Source organism: Sulfitobacter sp. JL08 (assembly GCF_003352045.1).
In the GTDB taxonomy this organism is placed as follows: Bacteria; Pseudomonadota; Alphaproteobacteria; order Rhodobacterales; family Rhodobacteraceae; genus JL08.
On record NZ_CP025815.1, the window covers coordinates 923,121 to 941,100 of the forward strand.

16 protein-coding genes are annotated in these 17,980 nt (G+C 59.2%); 4 read left to right on the forward strand and 12 right to left on the reverse strand.

Translation table 11 applies throughout. The features are described 5' to 3' along the window. The first annotated feature begins 1 nt into the window (after nucleotide 1). Nucleotides 2–721, forward strand: coding sequence for an SDR family NAD(P)-dependent oxidoreductase (locus tag C1J05_RS04660; protein WP_114869237.1), 720 nt, complete (start codon nucleotides 2–4; stop codon nucleotides 719–721). Here the strand turns inward: C1J05_RS04660 and C1J05_RS04665 are convergent. After that, nucleotides 718–1,476 (reverse strand): N-acyl homoserine lactonase family protein, encoded by a 759-nt coding sequence (locus C1J05_RS04665; protein WP_114872110.1) that lies wholly within the window; start codon nucleotides 1,474–1,476, stop codon nucleotides 718–720. The genes C1J05_RS04660 and C1J05_RS04665 overlap by 4 nt on opposite strands. 38 nt (nucleotides 1,477–1,514) lie before the next feature. Here C1J05_RS04665 and C1J05_RS04670 point away from each other — a divergent pair, with 38 nt between their 5' ends. Together C1J05_RS04670 and C1J05_RS04675 are read left to right on the forward strand one after the other, a co-directional pair. Further along, nucleotides 1,515–2,639 carry a pyridoxal phosphate-dependent aminotransferase gene (locus tag C1J05_RS04670; protein ID WP_114869238.1) on the forward strand — a complete coding sequence of 375 codons (1,125 nt, stop codon included), beginning with the start codon at nucleotides 1,515–1,517 and terminating at the stop codon, nucleotides 2,637–2,639. Between the two features lie 106 nt (nucleotides 2,640–2,745). Then, complete coding sequence (locus C1J05_RS04675) at nucleotides 2,746–4,629, forward strand: acyl-CoA synthetase (protein ID WP_114869239.1); 1,884 nt, start codon at nucleotides 2,746–2,748, stop codon at nucleotides 4,627–4,629. Between the two features lie 43 nt (nucleotides 4,630–4,672). On the opposite strand, the gene C1J05_RS04680 is transcribed toward C1J05_RS04675, so the two are convergent. From C1J05_RS04680 to C1J05_RS04720, 9 genes are all read right to left on the reverse strand, one after another. After that, nucleotides 4,673–5,509 carry an alkaline phosphatase family protein gene (locus C1J05_RS04680; RefSeq protein WP_114869240.1) on the reverse strand — a complete coding sequence of 279 codons (837 nt, stop codon included), beginning with the start codon at nucleotides 5,507–5,509 and terminating at the stop codon, nucleotides 4,673–4,675. Nucleotides 5,510–5,603: 94 nt separating this feature from the next. After that, complete coding sequence (locus C1J05_RS04685) at nucleotides 5,604–7,241, reverse strand: ABC transporter ATP-binding protein (RefSeq protein ID WP_114869241.1); 1,638 nt, start codon at nucleotides 7,239–7,241, stop codon at nucleotides 5,604–5,606. Next, a complete protein-coding gene (locus tag C1J05_RS04690) occupies nucleotides 7,238–8,053 on the reverse strand; it encodes an ABC transporter permease (protein WP_114869242.1) in 816 nt (271 codons plus the stop codon). The genes C1J05_RS04685 and C1J05_RS04690 overlap by 4 nt, the downstream gene beginning before the upstream one ends. Further along, nucleotides 8,050–9,006 carry an ABC transporter permease gene (locus C1J05_RS04695; RefSeq protein WP_114869243.1) on the reverse strand — a complete coding sequence of 319 codons (957 nt, stop codon included), beginning with the start codon at nucleotides 9,004–9,006 and terminating at the stop codon, nucleotides 8,050–8,052. The genes C1J05_RS04690 and C1J05_RS04695 overlap by 4 nt, the downstream gene beginning before the upstream one ends. Before the next feature lie 12 nt (nucleotides 9,007–9,018). Next, nucleotides 9,019–10,608 carry an ABC transporter substrate-binding protein gene (locus tag C1J05_RS04700; RefSeq protein ID WP_114869244.1) on the reverse strand — a complete coding sequence of 530 codons (1,590 nt, stop codon included), beginning with the start codon at nucleotides 10,606–10,608 and terminating at the stop codon, nucleotides 9,019–9,021. Between the two features lie 118 nt (nucleotides 10,609–10,726). Continuing rightward, complete coding sequence (locus tag C1J05_RS04705) at nucleotides 10,727–12,742, reverse strand: CocE/NonD family hydrolase (RefSeq protein ID WP_114869245.1); 2,016 nt, start codon at nucleotides 12,740–12,742, stop codon at nucleotides 10,727–10,729. 31 nt (nucleotides 12,743–12,773) lie between these two features. Further along, nucleotides 12,774–13,940, reverse strand: a complete 1,167-nt coding sequence (locus C1J05_RS04710) for a glycerate kinase type-2 family protein (RefSeq protein WP_254684702.1) — start codon at nucleotides 13,938–13,940, stop codon at nucleotides 12,774–12,776. Next, nucleotides 13,941–14,378, reverse strand: a complete 438-nt coding sequence (dtd, locus tag C1J05_RS04715) for a D-aminoacyl-tRNA deacylase (RefSeq protein ID WP_114872111.1) — start codon at nucleotides 14,376–14,378, stop codon at nucleotides 13,941–13,943. It abuts the gene before it with no gap. A 46-nt stretch (nucleotides 14,379–14,424) separates the two neighbouring features. Next, nucleotides 14,425–15,099 carry a nitroreductase gene (locus tag C1J05_RS04720; protein ID WP_114869247.1) on the reverse strand — a complete coding sequence of 225 codons (675 nt, stop codon included), beginning with the start codon at nucleotides 15,097–15,099 and terminating at the stop codon, nucleotides 14,425–14,427. A 150-nt stretch (nucleotides 15,100–15,249) separates the two neighbouring features. Here C1J05_RS04720 and C1J05_RS04725 point away from each other — a divergent pair, with 150 nt between their 5' ends. Beyond that, complete coding sequence (locus C1J05_RS04725) at nucleotides 15,250–15,669, forward strand: Hsp20/alpha crystallin family protein (protein WP_114872112.1); 420 nt, start codon at nucleotides 15,250–15,252, stop codon at nucleotides 15,667–15,669. 44 nt (nucleotides 15,670–15,713) lie between these two features. Here C1J05_RS04725 and C1J05_RS04730 read toward each other — a convergent pair whose 3' ends face one another. Both C1J05_RS04730 and C1J05_RS04735 read right to left on the reverse strand, forming a co-directional pair. Then, complete coding sequence (locus tag C1J05_RS04730; RefSeq protein WP_114869248.1) at nucleotides 15,714–16,832, reverse strand: primosomal protein N' (replication factor Y) - superfamily II helicase; 1,119 nt, start codon at nucleotides 16,830–16,832, stop codon at nucleotides 15,714–15,716. Between the two features lie 44 nt (nucleotides 16,833–16,876). Beyond that, the gene (locus C1J05_RS04735; RefSeq protein WP_114869249.1) at nucleotides 16,877–17,977 is read right to left on the reverse strand and encodes an SPFH domain-containing protein; all 1,101 of its coding nucleotides are present in this window, start codon (nucleotides 17,975–17,977) and stop codon (nucleotides 16,877–16,879) included. Nucleotides 17,978–17,980 lie beyond the last annotated feature (3 nt).

The window sequence follows — 17,980 nt, forward strand, 5'->3', positions numbered from 1 at the left end:
TATGCGAAGAAAAGCTGTAGTTACAGGCGCCGCCGGTGGATTGGGGCAGGCCATTTCCGCGCGGCTGGTCGCGGACGGGTTTCATGTGACGGGGTTGGACAAGGATGCCGCCGGTCTTGCGCAGGTCGCGGCGGATCTGGGGGCCAGTTTCCAGCCGCTCACGCTTGATCTGACCGACGCTGCGGCCATTGCCGACGCTTTTGCAGAAATCGGCGGGATCGATGCGCTGGTGAACAATGCCGGCACCTGCTTCATGTCGGATTTCCCCGACATTCCAGCGGCTGAGTTTGATGCGCAGATGGCAATCAATTTTTCATCCGCGTTCCACTGTTGCCAGCAGGCAATTAAGGCGATGCAGGGGCGCACAGGCGTGCGCAAGATCGTCAATATTTCGTCCAACGGGGCGTATAATTTCGATGTGTTCGATCCGCCCCATTACCGCGCCAGCAAGGCGGCGATGGACACGCTGACCAAGGACCTGGCGCGCCGTTACGCCAGTGACAGGATCGCGGTCAATTCCATCGCGCCCGCAATGACGCAAACGCCGCTGTTCGGCGTCCTGTCGCAAGAGGTTCTGGACAAGGCGATTGCAGCGATGCCGCATGGCCGCGCAATGCAGCCCAGCGAAATCGCCGACTGGGTCGGATTTCTGATTTCACCGATGGGCGACATCTGCTCGGGGAATGTGATTATTCTTAATCAGGGACGCGATGTGCGTTAGGTATAGGCCTCGGGCGCTTTTTTCAGACTTGGCCATTGTTCGGGGGAATGTCCGAAAATGATCATGGCGCCGCGATCCACAGCCAGGTCCATCAAACGTGCGCCGTGGTGTCTGGCCAGACTTTCGTTCCACGACCCGGCAAATTTTTCGTCGATTTCTTCGGCGCGTGATATGGCATCCGATGTCAGCAGCACAGCACCTGTATCTGGCAGATTGATCAGCATGGCCAGTTGCCCCGGTGCATGGCCCGGCACGTGCAGAACCTGAAACCCGGGGCCTATCCTGCTGTCATCCGTGATCAGGTGATAGGTGCGGTCCGGCCAGTCGATCGGGCGCACATCCCCCCAGTAAAGCGGCTTTTCAAGGTCGCGCTCGGCCTCAGACATCAGAATGGGGACATCGGGAAAATCATGCAGCCCGCCGACATGATCGATATGGGTGTGGGTTTGGATCATCAGGCTGATCTGATCCGGGCTGACACCGGCGCGCGCCAGTTGCGCTCTGGGCAGATTGTCCGGGCCACATTCCAGAACCTCGCCGAAACTGCCCAAACCGTCTTCAGCGGTCGCGGCGGCCGCATCCTGCGCGTATTTGGCCGGAAAACCGGTGTCGATCAGCACGTATTCATCTTCGCTGGTGCGGATCAGAAAGCCGCAGATGCCGATCACGCGGCCATTGGCATGTACCTTGAACAACCCGTAATCAAGAACATGCAATGAAACCGGGTGTCCCCGCAGTAAATTGGCGTTAGTCATGGACACATCCTTTTGCGGCATTCCAAGGTGCAGTAACAATGAAAGTCAAGATACACACACTGTTCCAGTACCTGCTGGAAACCACAACCGGTGATCCCGAAGCCATTGTGGGGCTGTCGCTTTCGCGTTCGCCACGTCTGGGCGATTTTCTGGATGATCTGGATCCCGACCTGTCGCTGGACTGGAACCAGAAATCGTTTCGCGGCCTGCCGGCTTTGCGCGAACGGGTGTTGGGGCAGGCGGGTCTTGCCGCTGATCTAACCCCCGATGATGTCCTGATCACCGCAGGCACGGCCGAGGCGAATTATCTTGCATTCATGCAATTGGTGCAGCCCGGCGACGAGGTGGTCGTGGAACAACCCGGATGGCCACAGGCCGAGGTGTTGGCCAAGGCGGTTGGTGCGCGGATCGTGCCGGTTGTGCGGCGCGAAGAAGACGGCTGGCAATTGCCGCTGGACAGGCTGGAACAGGCGGTGAGTGCGAAAACCCGGCTGATTTTCCTGACCAACCCCAACAACCCGACGGGCCAGTTGATGGACGCCCCGACGCTGGACCAGATTGTGCGCATCGCCGACCGTGTCGGCGCGTGGCTGCTGGTGGACGAAGTCTATGCCGGTCTGGAATGGCAGGGCGCGCGGGCGCCGTCTGTTGCGGGGCTTTATCCGCGTGGCATCACCACAGGCAGCGTATCCAAGGCGCTGGGCCTTCAGGGGTTGCGCACAGGGTGGCTGATCTGTCCTGATCCTGATCTGGTGATGGACGCGATTATCCTGCGCGAAAACAGCAGCGAGATCATGAACGTTCTGGGCGAACATATCGCGGAGATTGCGTTGCGCCCAGATCGTTACGATGCCGCGATTGCCACCGCGCGCCGCGAGGGGTGTGAAAATCTGGCGCGGGTAAATGTATTCGTCGCGCAACAACCGCGGCTCAGCTGGCACCCGCCCGAAGCGGGGTTGATCGGGCTGGCCCGTTTTACCGATGGAACGGATTGTGATGCCTTTGCCAAATCGTTGCTGGACGCGCCCTACCGCACCTTTCTGTTGCCCGGCAGCAGCTATGGTTTGCCCCATCATATCCGTCTGGGCGTCGGCGGCGGTGCCGAGGTGAACCTTGATCTGGGTCTGGAACGTTTGGCCCAACTGCTTGCGGCAGAATTGTAACGTGGCGTCCAAGCCTCGTGTAACGCTTGCTTTGGGGGGCAAACGCAATCATTTTAACGCGAAGTGAACAAAACAGCCTGAAATCGGGCATCTGGGAGGATTACATATGGCATTTGCAGGGTTTGCAGATCGCGACGCGCTTGAAAACGAAATGCCATGGGAAAAGCGGGACGTCGCAGTCACGCTTTACGGCATGCTAAGCGGGACAGCACAGAAGTTTCCTGACAACAATGCTGTCAGTTATCAAATTCTGTCCGGCCCCACGGACAAGGCCGAAACCCTGACTTGGCGCGACCTGCACACCAAGGTGACGCAGGCGGCCAACATGTTCCGCGCGATGGGTATCGGGCCGAACGACGTGATCGCCTATATCCTGCCCAATTGCCACGAAACCACGATCACGCTGCTGGGCGGTGCGACAGCCGGCATCGTCAACCCGATCAACCCGTTGCTGGAACCCGAACAGATTTCGGCGATCCTGCGTGAAACCAAGGCCAAGGTCGTGGTCACGCTGAAACCGTTTCCCAAAACCGATGTGGCGCAGAAAACCCGCGAGGCGGTCGAACACGCGCCCAATGTCAAAACGGTACTGGAAGTCGATCTGAACCGGTACCTGACCCCGCCCAAAAGCTGGATCGTGCCGCTGATCCGGCCCAAGCATCAGGGGAACACCCACGCAGATTACAAGAACTTTCTGGCGGAACTCTCCAAACACAACACGACGCTGGATTTCGAAGATGTGCAACAGGACAGGGTGGCCTGCTATTTTCACACCGGTGGCACCACCGGCATGCCCAAAGTGGCGCAGCACAAGTATTCCGGCCTGATCTATAACGGCTGGCTTGGCCATACGCTGCTGTTTTCCGAACAGGATAACATCATGTGCCCGCTGCCGTTGTTCCACGTTTTTGCCTGCCACGTCATCCTGATGGCAGCGGTGTCCAGCGGTGCGCACGTGGTATTCCCGACACCCCAGGGCTATCGCGGCGAAGGCGTGTTCGATAACTTCTGGAAACTTGTCGAACGCTGGAAAATCACTTTTATCATCACGGTGCCCACCGCGATTTCCGCCAAAATGCAGCGCCCGGTGAATGCGGATGTCAGCACGGTTAAAACCGCGTTTTCCGGATCGGCGCCTTTGCCGCTGGAACTGTTCCGCCGCTTCGAAGAAGCGACCGGCGTCACCATCGTCGAAGGCTATGGCCTGACCGAAGCAACCTGTCTTGTGTCTTGCAATCCGACCGATGGATTGAAGAAAGTCGGATCGATCGGGATCCCGCTGCCCTACACGGACGTGAAGATCATCAAAGGCACGCCCAACGGGCTGCTTGAGGCCGATGTCGATGAAATCGGCGAGATCTGCATTTCCAACCCCGGAGTTTTTGCACGACATACATATACCGAGGCGGAAAAGAACATTGATCTGTTTTACGGTGACAAATATCTGCGCACAGGCGATCTGGGGCGGGTGGACGAAGACGGTTATCTTTGGATAACCGGGCGCGCCAAGGATCTGATCATTCGCGGCGGCCACAACATTGATCCGGCCGAGATCGAAGAGGCCCTGTTGGGCCATTCTGCGGTCGCCTTTGCCGGTGCCATCGGACAACCAGATGCCCATTCCGGCGAATTGCCTTGTGCCTTTGTCGAACTGGTTGGCGGCGCCAGCGTGACCCCGGAAGAGTTGATGCAGCATTGCAAAGTGCATGTTCACGAACGCGCGGCACAGCCAAAACACATCACCATTCTGGATGAATTGCCCAAAACCGCCGTTGGCAAGGTGTTCAAGCCGGACCTGCGCAAGAACGCGATCACCCGTATCTACAACGAAGCGTTGGAAAAGGCCGGTGTTTCGGCGCGTGTCGTGTCAGTCATTGACGACAAGAAACGCGGACTGGTTGCACAGATCGACAAATCCGCCAGCGCGGAAGAAGCCGAGATTAACACCGTTCTGGGGGCATTTACGCGACCCTGGGAATGGGCAGCCTGATCCACGCAAAGGGCGGGCGGTTATGCGCCCGCCACCGATTGTGTTATTTCAGAAACGGTTTGGCCTTCATGGTGTCGGGCACAGGTGCGCCCAGCCGCCGAAGAATCGTGGGGGCCAGCTGCAACTGATCGATAACAGTACTTTTGTTTGGCCCTTCGGCATCGCCAAAATAGTAAAGAGCCGATTCCTGCTGTAGCGCGGATCGCCCGCCATGGTGGCCACGTTCGTCCTGACCATGATCGGCGGTCACGATCACTTCATATCCTGCATCACGCCATTTCGGAATGAACGGCGCCAGCATTTCATCCATCATAAAACACGCATGATCCATTTCATCGCATTCGTGATGAAACCGGTGCCCCATGGAATCCAGCGTGCAGGTGTGCAGCATGCCATAGGTCAGATCAAACCGCTGGCACAGATTGGTCAGGCTGGCAAAAAGGTCCAGATCGCAGGGGGTCATCTGGTTGTCATGGCCATAGCCCGTCATGGTGTGGAACCGCCCGTGATTGATGGTTGCACTGTCCGGTTCGTCATATTCCACGTCGCGCACGTGATCGAACGGGTGGCGGTTGAAGAACTCGGACCAGAACGAATGTGCGACAGCGCCGGTTGTGCCGCCAGCGGCGCGCACCTGACTGAAAATATCGGGCTGTTTCAGGCGGAACACGTTGCCATTGCCTGTACACCCATGCACTTGCGGGGATACGCCGGTGTGGATCGACGCATAGCAACTGGCCGATGTGGATGGTAAAACGGCGCGATGCGTCCACACGCGGGCATCGCCGCTGTCGACCCAGCCTTCCAGATTGCCAAACAGACGCCGCCAGTTGCGATAGGGCACTCCGTCGATGATGATCAGCAATAGTTTTGTGGTCATGGCGCTCTCCGGTCTGGTGTTGCGCCGGACCCTGCCGCATCTTTACAAGCTTGCCAATGTAAAAAGGCGGGCGGGATCGCCCGCCCTGTAACCCCTAGTTTCCCGCGCTTTCCATCTTGCGATGTTCGATCACTTCTTCCAGCCAGCCCAGTTTCATTTCGGGGACCGATGTGAGCAAAAGATCAGTGTAATCGTCAAACGGCGGTGACAGCACCTTGGATTTGGTTCCGTAGCGCTGCACATGCCCTTGATACATCACGGCAATCGAATCCGCGATGGCGCGGACAGTGGCCAGATCATGGGTGATGAACAGATAGGCCACATCTTCGATCTTTTGCAGGTTCAGCAGCAATTTCAGAATGCCGTCCGCCACCAGCGGATCCAGCGCCGATGTCACCTCGTCACAGATGATCAGTTTGGGTTTGGCCGCCAGCGCGCGCGCGATGCACACCCGTTGCTTTTGCCCGCCGGACAATTCTGCGGGATAGCGATCCTGAAATCCTTGCCCCAGTTCAATTTCGTCCAGCAATTCCTGTATGCGCTTCTGCTTTTCCGCGCCTTTCAGCCCAAAGTAGAACTCCAGCGGACGCCCGATGATCGTTCCGACCGTCTGGCGCGGGTTCATCGCCGTGTCCGCCATCTGATAGATCATCTGCAATTCGCGCAGGTCTTCCTTGGTGCGACTGCGCAGATCAGGGCTTAGCGTTCGGCCGGAAAACTCAATGGTGCCTTCGCGGGGCGGCAGCAGGCCGGTGATCACACGGGCAAGGGTGGATTTGCCCGATCCGCTTTCGCCGACAACGGCCAGGGTCTGGCCGGGATCAAGATCAACCGTGACGTTGTGCAGAACATCAAAGGGCGTTCCGCGATAGCGCGCGGTGATCCCGGTCACGCTCAACACCGGATCGCCACTGGGTTTCTTTTCCTCGTGTTCGATCGAACGCACCGATACCAGCGCTTTGGTATAGTCTTCTTTCGGCGCGTTGATGATCTGGTCGGTGGTGCCGTATTCCACCATATCGCCCATTTGCAGCACCATGATATGGTCGCTGACCTGCGCCACGACGGCCAGATCGTGGGTGATGTACAGCGCGGCAACGCCGGTGTCCTTGATCGCCTCTTTGATGGCTTTCAGAACGTCGATCTGGGTGGTCACATCCAGCGCGGTGGTGGGTTCGTCAAACACCACCAGATCGGGTTCGGGGCACAGCGCCAGCGCTGTCATGCAGCGCTGCAACTGCCCGCCGGAAACCTGATGCGGATAGCGGTTGCCGATGTGTTCGGGATCCGGCAGACCCAGCTTGCGAAACAGTTCGACAGCGCGTTCCTCGGCTTCTTTCTTGCCGAACTTGCCCTGACTGATCGCGGCCTCTGTGACCTGTTCCATGATCTGCTTGGCCGGATTGAACGACGCGGCGGCAGATTGCGAAACATAGGTCACTTCCGACCCGCGCAGTTTGCGCACATCGCGAATGCCGGATTTCAGGATATCGCGCCCGTTCACGAACACTTCGCCACCGGTGATTTCCACACCACCCCGCCCATAGGCCATCGTGGCCAGACCGATGGTGGATTTGCCGGCACCGGATTCGCCGATTAGCCCCAGAACCTTGCCCGCTTCCAGATCGAAATCGACGCCATGCACGATTTCGATGTCCCGCGGTTTTTCCCCTGGGGGATAGATCGTGGCGCCGATTTTCAGGCCTCGGACTTTTACGAGTGGCTCGGTCATCCGCGGCCCCCTTTCAGGCTGGTGGTCCGGTTCAGAATCCAGTCGGCCACAAGGTTGACCGAGATGGCCAGCGTGGCAATCGCAACCGCAGGATAAAGCGCCGCGCCAATGCCAAAGTTGATCCCTTCCTTGTTCTCTTTCACGATACCGCCCCAATCGGCCGCAGGGGGTTGCACCCCGATGCCCAAGAACGACAGTGTCGAGATGAACAGTACCATAAAGATGAACCGCAGCCCCATTTCCGCCACCAGCGGTGACAGGGCATTGGGCAGGATTTCACGAAAGATGATCCACATCAGTTTTTCGCCACGCAGGCGCGCGGCCTCGACATAATCCATAACGGTGATATCCACGGCGACAGCGCGCGCCAGCCGGAACACCCGAGTGGAATCCAGAAGCCCCATGATCAGGATCAGTACCAGCACGGTGGTGTCGATGACCGACAGCACCACAAGGGCAAAGATCAGCGACGGAATGGACATGATCAGATCGACAAAGCGCGACAGCACCTGATCGATCCAGCCGCCGTTCACCGCCGCGATAAAGCCCAGTACCGATCCTGTGACAAAGCTAAGGATAGTGGCCATCGTGGCGATCCAGATGGTTGTGCGCCCGCCATAGATCATACGGCTTAGCAGATCGCGGCCGATCTGGTCGGTGCCCAGCAAATGTTCGGCCGAAGACGGCTCCCAGACATCGCCGACAACTTCGGCAAGGCCATAGGGCGCGATCAGCGGCGCGAAAATCGCCATGAGGAAGTAAAGACCGGTGAAAAACAGACCGATGATAGCGGCAAGAGGTATATTCTTCATTTCGGATGCCTCAGACGTGGATTGGCAAGGATCGAAACGATATCGGCAATCATGTTCAGCCCGATATAGACCGCGGCAAAGATCAACCCGCCGGCCTGCACAACAGGCACGTCGCGTTTGGAAACGTGATCCACCAGATACTGCCCCATGCCTGGATAGGCGAACACCACCTCGACCACGACAACGCCGACAACCAGATAGGCAAGGTTGATCATCACCACGTTGACAATGGGGGCGACAGCATTGGGAAACGCATGGCGGCGGATCACTTCAAAGGCCGACAGACCTTTGAGTTCGGCGGTTTCGATATAGGCCGACTGCATCACGTTCAGGATGGCGGCGCGGGTCATGCGCATCATGTGTGCCAGCACCACCAGCGTCAGCGTGGCAATGGGCAGGGAAATGGCATGAAGTTTTTCAAGCAGGCCCATACTGTCCGATATCAGCGCGACAGACGGCGCCCAGCCCAGTTTCACGCCGATAAAAAAGGCTAGGATATAGCCGATCATGAATTCGGGTATGGAAATGGATGTCAGCGTAATGCTGGAAATCAACTTGTCTGGCCAGCGGTCCTTGTAGCGGACCGCGATCAGGCCCAGCAAAATCGCCAGTGGCACCGCGATAATGGCGGCCCAGAATGCCAGAAACAATGTCTTGCTCAGCCGTTCACCCATGGCGGTGGCGATATCAAGACCATTGGTCAGGGCCGTTCCCAGATCGCCCTGCAACACCCCGCCCAGCCAAGCAAAATAACGGGTCAATGGCGGGTCGTTCAGGCCCAGTTCTTCGCGCAGGTTGGCAAGGCTCTCAGGGGTTGCCGACTGACCAAGGATTTGTTGCGCCACATCGCCGGGTAGAATGGTTGTTCCGGCAAATATCAGAACCGATGCGGCAAGTAATAGGAGGACGCTCAGCGCAAGGCGCTGAGCTACCAGTTTCAAGATGGGATGCATCTATCGAAGCCCTTATGCTTTCCAGGTCTTCTTGCACCCGTACCAGTTCATCATCGGGCCGTTGGGATCGGGTTCCCAGCCCTGAACGTCGTTGGACACCGCGTCGATGAAGTCGTTGAACATCGGCAGGATCAAACCGCCTTCTTCGTTCATCATGCGGCCCATTTTGGAATAGATTTCCTTGCGCTTGGCCTTGTCCAACTCGGCGCGTGCGGAAAGCAGCATCTCGTCGAAATCGGGCCGTTTCCAGCGCGTGTCATTCCAGTCTGCGGTCGACAGATAGGCCGTCGTGTACATCTGGTCCTGTACAGGGCGTCCGCCCCAGTAAGACGCACAGAACGGTTGCACGTTCCACACTTCGGACCAGTACCCATCATTGGGTTCGCGCTTGATTTCCAGCGGAATTCCTGCGGCTTGTGCAGATTGCTGGAACAACGCCGCGGCATCCACAGCGCCCGGAAACGCGCCATCTGCGGTGCGCAGGATGATCGGCGATCCGTCATGGCCCGATTTCTTGTAGTGCTCGGCCGCTTTCGCCAGATCGAATGCACGCTGCGGAATGGTTTCGTCAAACAGCGGATAGGCTGCGTTGATCGGCATATCGTTCCCGATGCCGCCATAGCCCTGCAGGATCTTGTCGACCAGTTCCTGACGGTTGATCGCGTGTTTCAATGCAAGGCGCAGTTCGTTTTCATCAAACGGGGCCGTGTCGACATGCATGATGAACACATAGTGGCCGCGGCCGGAAACGTTGCGCACCGCCAGATTGGGCGCGCGATCCAGCAGTTTGGCAATCTTTGGTTCTACACGGTTGATCGCATCCACCTGACCCGATTGCAGCGCCGCGGTGCGGGCCGTTGCATCGTTCAGAACGATCACTTCGGCGGCTTCATAGTGCGCAACCGCATCGCCACCCCAATAATTCGGATTGCGCGAGAATGTCATGCGCACGCCGGGCTCGTCGGTTTCCAGATTGTAGGGGCCAGTACCAATTGCCGCTGTCGGATCGTCAAATCCGCCATCGGGCTGGATTTTCAGGTGATAGTCGGCCATCAGGTACGGCATGTCGGCGTTGCCGACACCCAGTGTCAGTTCGAACACATCGCCGTCAACGCGCATGGATTCGATGCCCTGTACGATACCCAGCGCACCGGATTTGGAATCTTCGTTTGTATGGCGCTCCATCGTGCGCATGACGTCTTCGGCGGTAACGGATTTCCCGTTCGAGAATTCGATGCCCTGACGCACCTTGAAGCGCCACGTTTTAGCGTCCGCGGATCCTTCAAAGCTTTCGGCGACCAGATTTTCGATTTCGCCATCCGGTCCAACCTCGACCAGAGTCTCGCCCCAGTGGTTGCCGCCGGCGATTGGCACATCGGATGCCCAAAGTGCCGGATCCTGGCTGTTGGTGGATTCGCCGCCCTGCACACCGATGCGGAATGTTCCGCCTTTGACAGGTCCGGCCGCTTTGACGGCATTTGCAAACATGGTGCTTGCTGCAACGGCGCTTACACCCATTGCGGCTGCTTTGCCCATAAATTCACGGCGTGACATGAGGCCCTTTACGGCGCGCGTGGATAGATACTTTAGTTCGTCGTTCATGGAGTACTCCCGGTTGATAGGTCCGCCGTTTTTGGCGGTTTTTATTGAGTGATGAATCAAGTTTGCCGATTTTGTCGCATCCCGCAAGGTTTATTGGCAGGTTTCGATACAGCCTAAACTACATTTGATCGCGTGGAATCTGGTCTTCGATATCGCGTTCATAGATTTTTTCGTTGCCCTCAAAGGCAATCAGACGCGCGGTAAGGTAAAAATTCGATTCATCGGACCACATTTCAGAATAGGTTTCGGTGCGCAATTTTATGTCGCCGCGCTCCATTTCATCGCTCCAGTGCAGGCTGGCGCGGGCCGAAAGCGGATCACCGGGGTGAATCGTCCAGCGTTCGCGCGCGATCGATCCGGCGATCATGCCATGCTCGGCATCTTCGACCTTGCCAAAGTCATCTTCTACCACAAGATGCACTTCTCCGGTCTGGTGATCGATTTCGCTGCGCCGGATGTGGCTTTCATCGCGCAGGGTCCGGTATTGCCACGGGGCATCCGCATCTGCAGGGGGAAACCCCCATTCATCCTTGTCACCGGACGGGCGCAACGGCAGATCGATGTGCCCCTTGGACAGCGTTAAGGTGGCGGTTTGCGGCGATGGCCAGATCAGCGGCCAATAGGCCGACGACACCGCCACGCGGATGCGATGCCCGGCCGGCACGCGATAGGCGATATGATCCAGATCGAGTGCGATGGTGTAGGGCGTGCCCGGTTTCAACGCGGTCGGTTGTGCATGGCTTTCGCGATGGCTCAGGTTCAGCACACCATAGGTGATGCGGGTGCTGGCCCCGTCAGGATGGATGTGGTTCAGGCGGACCGCGATCTGTGCCTGCGGCCTGTCCGCATTTAACGTCAGGTGAACGCGCGGCGCACCGACAATGTCCTGATCCGCGCCAAGCGGGGCGGAGGTGAAACACGCCGACAGCGCATCGTCCGCGCGTTGATCCCCAGGCAGTTCGGGCCCCAGCCAGATCGCACAGTATTCCCCCGCCGATCCGCCGCAATGATGCGGTGAGGCCACAACGGCATTCAATGGGCCTTCGCTTTGGGACAGCCCGGTATCCGTCAGGTGATAGGCAGCCGTATTCAGATGCGATGTTGCACCCTTGTCTTCTGCAATCCAGTGTCCGGGGCGATGATCATACCATGTTTTCGGGCGCACCCCGTCCATCAGATAGGCGCGGTAATCAGGATCGTTCTGCACGTCGGTGTCGATGCCCTTAAGCCATTTATCCCACCAGCGCAGCGCCTCTTGCAGGAAGCCGATGCGCGGTTCGGGAACGGCGAAATGCGGATATTTGTGTACCCACGGCCCGACAATGCCCTTGATCGGCGCAGTCATGTTTTCGACCAGCAACGGCACCGTGTTCTTGTAACTGTCGCCCCAGCCGCCAATGGCCAGCGTCGCCGCCTTGATCGCGCTGAAATCCTCGCACACGGACCCGTGCTGCCAATAGGCATCGCGCCGTTGGTGGCGCAGCCAGACCGATGGCAGAAACGGTTCGTTTTCCAGCCGCTCCAGCCACATCTCGCGCCAGGCATCACCCACCAGCGCCGGATCGGGCGCGCGGCTGGAATAGGACCACATCGTTGCCCCCCAGCCCAGATTTTCATTCAACAGACAGCCGCCCTTGTAATGGATGTCGTCCGCGTAACGATCTGCCGTGGAACATAGCGTGATGATCGCCTTCAGCGGATCGGGGGCCAGCGCGCCGATCTGCAATCCGTTAAAGCCGCCCCAGCTGATCCCCATGATCCCGACGCTGCCGCTGCACCAGTCCTGCGCAGCCAGCCAGTTGATTACTTCGACACCATCGGCCAGTTCCTGCGGGGAATATTCATCTTCCATCAGGCCCTGGCTGTCACCGTTGCCGCGAATATCCACGCGGATGCAGGCATAACCGCGCCGCGCGAAATAGGGATGCGTCAGGGCATCCCGCGCGCAGGTACCATCGCGCTTGCGATAGGGCAGGTATTCCAGAATGGCAGGCACCGGATGGTCACCGGCATCCACAGGCCGCCAGACGCGGGCGGACAGGCGCGTGCCGTCAGACAGGGTAATACCAAGATCTGGCAGCTCTTCGATGTCGCGCAGCGCGTTCGGGGCGGGGGCAGGGGGTGTTCTGGTCATCCGCAGACGGTTGTGTGCCGTACAGATTCTGTCAAGCCCGCAACGCGACCAGCAGGTCCATCACGTTGGTGCCTGTCGGGCCGGTGCGCACCAGTGCGCCGCGCCGGTCCAGCCAGGTTCCGCTGTCGGCGCGTTCCAGCGCCTCATCCGCGCCCGGCCCCCATGTCGCGCCGTCGATAACTGCGCCGGCTGCATCGGTCGGGCCATCAGTTCCGTCAGTTCCGCCCACTAGGATCGTCAGCCCCTCGATCCCCTGAATCTCGCGTGCCAGCAACAGGGCCAGCGCCTGATTGCGCCCGCCTTGCCCTGCGGGGTCGGGCAGCACAACCGTCGGTTCGCCGCCGAAAACGGATATCCCTTTGGCAGATGCGATCAGGCGCGGGGCCAGCGCTGCTGCGATATCGTTGACATCGCCATATAGTATTTCGCTGTTTTCCACGCTCGGCAGGCCCAGTGCTGCAGCCTTATGCATCGCGGCATCGCGCGCAACACGGTTGCTGGCCACAACGGTCATGTCTGCGGCAAAGGGCGCGCCTTGCGGAACTGCCCCGATACCGGACCCGATCACCCCAATATCATCGCCCTGCACATCCGAAATGGCCAGAACCGTCACGGACCGTCCCGAAAACCCGGCCAACAATTGCCCGCCCTTGATCTGCGACAGCGTTTTGCGCCGCTGGTTCATCGCATGAATATCAAGGCCGGCGGCCAGCATTTCGCGGTTCGCGCGTGCCAGATCGTCAAGGTCCAATCCGTCGCGCGGCAATTCGGCCAGGGCTGATGCACCACCCGACACCAGAACCATAAGATGGCTGTCCGGGGCCATGGCGCCGACCGTATCTTTCAGCGCCTGGCCGCCCAGTATCGAATTCCGGTCCGGCACCGGATGTCCCGCTTCGATCAGGGTGACGTGATCCGGCAGGTCCGCTGCGTGTCCGTATTTCGTGACCACCAACGTTGGACAGCCGGTTTGGAAATGATCAATGGCCGCGCGCGCCATGGCACCTGCGGCCTTGCCCACGGCGATGATCTGGTCGGGCGCAGGCGCCGGGCAGGTGCGCAAAGCTGCCGCCACCGCCTGTTCGCCCCCCACCGCATCGACGCCGGCCTGCCAGACAGCCCGGACAGTGGCGCGCGCGCCATGGGGTTTCATAGGTGTTTCAGGCCCGTCATTTGCGCCGCTTCCCGAATGTGCCACCTAAACCTCCAACCACAACGTGACCGGCCCGTCATTGGTTAACGTGACGGCCATGTCCGCACCGAACGCGCCAGTGGCGACAGGTATGCCCAACTCCGCCATCTGATCACTGAATTTTTCATAGAGCGCCTGTCCCGTTTCAGGCGGTGCCGCGGACGAAAATCCGGGCCGGTTGCCGCGGGAAGTGTCCGCGGCCAGTGTGAACTGGCTGACGATCAATGCCGACCCGCCCACGTCCGACAGGGATTTGTTCATCTTTCCGGCATCATCGCGAAAAATCCGCAACTTGCTGATTTTCAAGGCAAGCCTGGCGCCGCTTTCTTCGGTATCGCCCTGCATGGCACAGACCAGCACCAGAAGCCCGTGTTTGATCTGGCCGATGATGGTGCCATCAACCTCTACGCGGGCTTGGCTGACCCTTTGTATCAATGCACGCACAAAACATCCTTTCGGGTTGCGGTTCGGGCGGATGGCACGGGCTTGATCATCCGTGCCAGCGCACGATGTCGGTGACATCCGCGCGCTCCGTGCGGAATGTGTTGGCGGGATGCCCGCTGTCCGGATAGCCGAACGAAATCGCGCACAGCACAAGCCGGTCATCGGCAATATCAAAATAATCATGCAGAAACCCGCCAAACGCAGCAACGGCGGCCTGCGGAATTGTGGCGATGCCCAGCGATTGCGCCGCCAGTGTGAACGCAGTGACAAAGCCGCCGCAATCCATGGCGCCATAAGCACCCAGTTCGGACGGGCTGTGCAGGATCGCCACATGTGGCGCATCGAACAGGGCGTAATTCTGCATCATTTGCCGCGCCGTTCCCGCCCTGTCCGATTTTTCGACCCCGACCGCATCATAAAGCTGATAGCCGCAGGCCCGCCGGCGATCCTTGTACCGGCCCGAATATTGCGTTGGCCAATCCAGATCCGGTGCGGGCGGGTTATGCTCTGCGTGCGCGTAAAGTGCGGCGCGGAACCTGTCGGTTTCTGCGCCGCGGGTGATTTCCAGTTGCCAGGGTTGCGCATTGCACCATGACGGAACATGGCGCGCAGCCTCAACAATGCGGGAAATGTCCGCGCCGTCCACGGGATCGGGCAAAAACGCCCGGCAGGACCAGCGGGCCTGCAAGACCGACAGCAGCGTTTCATAAGGATCGGGCATTTCACGTTTCCTGGCAATAAAGTCGTGCCACTCTGTCCTGCCACACGCGGGCTTGCAAGCCGGTCCCGAACGCCGATTTGCGCCTGATCAAAATCAACACATGCGACTCGCGATATGCTTGGCCCGCAATCAGGAAAAGGAGAACAGTTCATGGTTGAGAAAACGGAACATGCCGGTTTGTGGCCCTCGCTTTACGATCCCTTCCGCGCGCTGGGATCGCGGGTGGCAGACTGGCTTAGCCCGGCCGCCGAAGCATCGGCAGGGGATGCCGCCTATACCATCAATATGGAATTGCCCGGCGTTGATGAAAAAGACGTGGACCTGAGCGTTGAAGACGGAGTTGTCACCGTGCGCGGCGAAAAAAAGACCAGCACGGAAAAAAGTGGCGACACATGGTTTTTCAGTGAACGCCAATACGGTGCCTTCCGGCGCTCGTTCCGGCTTCCGGCGGATGCCGATGAAAAGGCGGTGACGGCAGAAATGAAAGACGGTGTTCTGACGATCACGGCAAAAAAATCGGTGGCCGGCGATGCACCAAAGGCCAAACGCATTGAAATTTCGCGCGGGTAAAACCCAAATCGGGCGGCGGGCGGTGATCCGTCTGCCGCCATTTCTTACTGGTTTTGCGCCATCAGATAACCGATCGCACCCGCCACAACCGCGCCGACAACCACCGCAAATGCGATCTTGATCGCCGAATAGGGCCGTTCGCCCTGCACCCGTCCGGTGCGCCCGTTCACGACAAACCTGTAGGTCTTGCCACGGTACTTGTAAGCGGCAAGCCAGACCGGCAGCAGAATATGCTTGAACGTGACATCGCGCACTGCGGTTTCGATGGCGTGGATGCGCTGTCGATCGCCGCCGATATCGAATTTGACATCGCGCGCGATGATCGCGTCCATATAGGTGCGCGCCTGCTCAAAGCCGTCGGCCAGTTCAACGGAATAGGCCTCGGCGCGAAACCCGGCCAGAAATTCAGGGCGATAAGGTTCCAGCGCGCTGAGATCCCAGGGTTCCAGCGCGTCGGTAAAGGTTTTCGGCAGGCTGGTTGAGGCCAGCACTAGAACGTCGTCGAAAAACCGCGCAACCCGGCCCGATTTGGGCCGCCAGCGCACTTTGGCCACCTGTTGTTGCACGCGGCGGCCATCGCGCACGACCGTACGCGTCACATAATAGACGGTCCCCTGTTCCCCGCGATAAGAGGATCGGGTATCGGCATCAAACGTCCAGTAGGGCACGTAAATACCTTGCATCCGCCGCCCCTTGCGCGCGTATTGCTGCAATCCGCCCGGCGCGAACCACAGCCGCCCCAGCCAGTCTGTCATGGATTTGCGCGCGATGGTTTCGTCAAACCCGAACGGCAGCACACCGCGCGGTTTGATATGCCGGTTCAGCCCGGTGCCGCTGACCACCGGCGTGGCGCAGAACGGGCATTCCGTTGCGTGTTCATCTTCGCGGAATTCGACCTGTGCGGCGCAGTTCGGGCATTGGCTGACGCGGGTTTCCTCGATCTCGACATCGGGCAGGTTCTGATCAAGTGCGGCGCGAAAATCCAGTTCGCGAATGGCCGGTGCAATTGCGCCGGATTGCGCGATGGTACGCGTATCACCGCAGAAATCACAGATCAGCGTGTCTGTGCCCGGCGCATACCGGTAATCCGCGCCGCAGTTTTCGCAAGGAAACCTGTGGGACGCTTCGCTGGGTTGGGCGCTGCTGTCGCGGGGGTCAGGCATGATGCAGACGTTCGGATTTCCGTATTTTCAGCAAAAAGAACCGGTCAGATCTGTGGTGGCGGCGGCGGCAGGATAGTGAACAACTGGGCCAGTTCGCGCACGTCTTCCGCCCGCATCCAGCCGTCCTGCCCCGCGGTCCACACAAGGCTGTCGCGGGTCAGCGTGCCGTCCGTTGCCATGCGCCCCATCGACGCCTTGGAAAAGGGGCCTTTTGTCTGGCCGTTTTCGGCAATGTGCCAGACATGTTCCGCGGGCGGCGGGGGCGGGGCCGCAACCGGGCCCCAGGGGCCGGTTTGCTGCGCCATCTGCGCGCCCATCGCCATGCCCATTCCCGCGCCCAGCCCGGCAGAAAGACCATCCCCGCCGCCCGGTGTCTTGGCGGCATTGGTCATGGCTTCGGCGGCCGAATACTGGGTGAAACGGCCCAGATCACTCGCCAGCCCCATCGAGGTCCGCTTGTCCAGCGCGTCTTCGACAGCTGGCGGCAACGAGATGTTTTCAATGTAAAGCTCCGGGATCGACAGGCCGTATGCGGCGACGGGTGGCGCAATTTCGGCCGCGACCAGTTTGCCCAGATCGGCGGTGTTGGCGGCCATATCAAGCACCGGAATGCCCGAGGACGCGATCACCCGCGAAAACTCCTGAACGATGATGTTGCGGATCTGAAAGCTGATTTCATCCATAGTGAATTCGCCGTCGGTGCCGACGATTTCAACCAGAAAACGGGCCGGATCGGTGACCCGCACAGAATAGGTGCCAAAGGCGCGCAGGCGCACGGGGCCGAATTCGGGATCGCGGCAGATGATCGGATTCTTGGTGCCCCATTTCAGATTGTTGAACCGTGTCGTGCTCACGAAATAGATTTCGGATTTGAACGGGGATTTGAAGCCGTGATCCCAGTGGTTCAGCGTGGTCAGGATCGGCATGTTGTTGGTTTCAAGCATATAAAGCCCGGGCGTGAACACATCCGCCAGCTGGCCTTCGTGCACGAACACGGCCGCCTGACCTTCGCGCACCGTCAGCTTGGCCCCGTATTTGATTTCGTGGCCTTCGCGTTCGAAACGCCACACCATCGTATCGCGGGTGTCGTCGACCCAGTGGATAACGTCGATGAATTCTCCGGTCAGAAAGTCGAAAATGCCCATGGC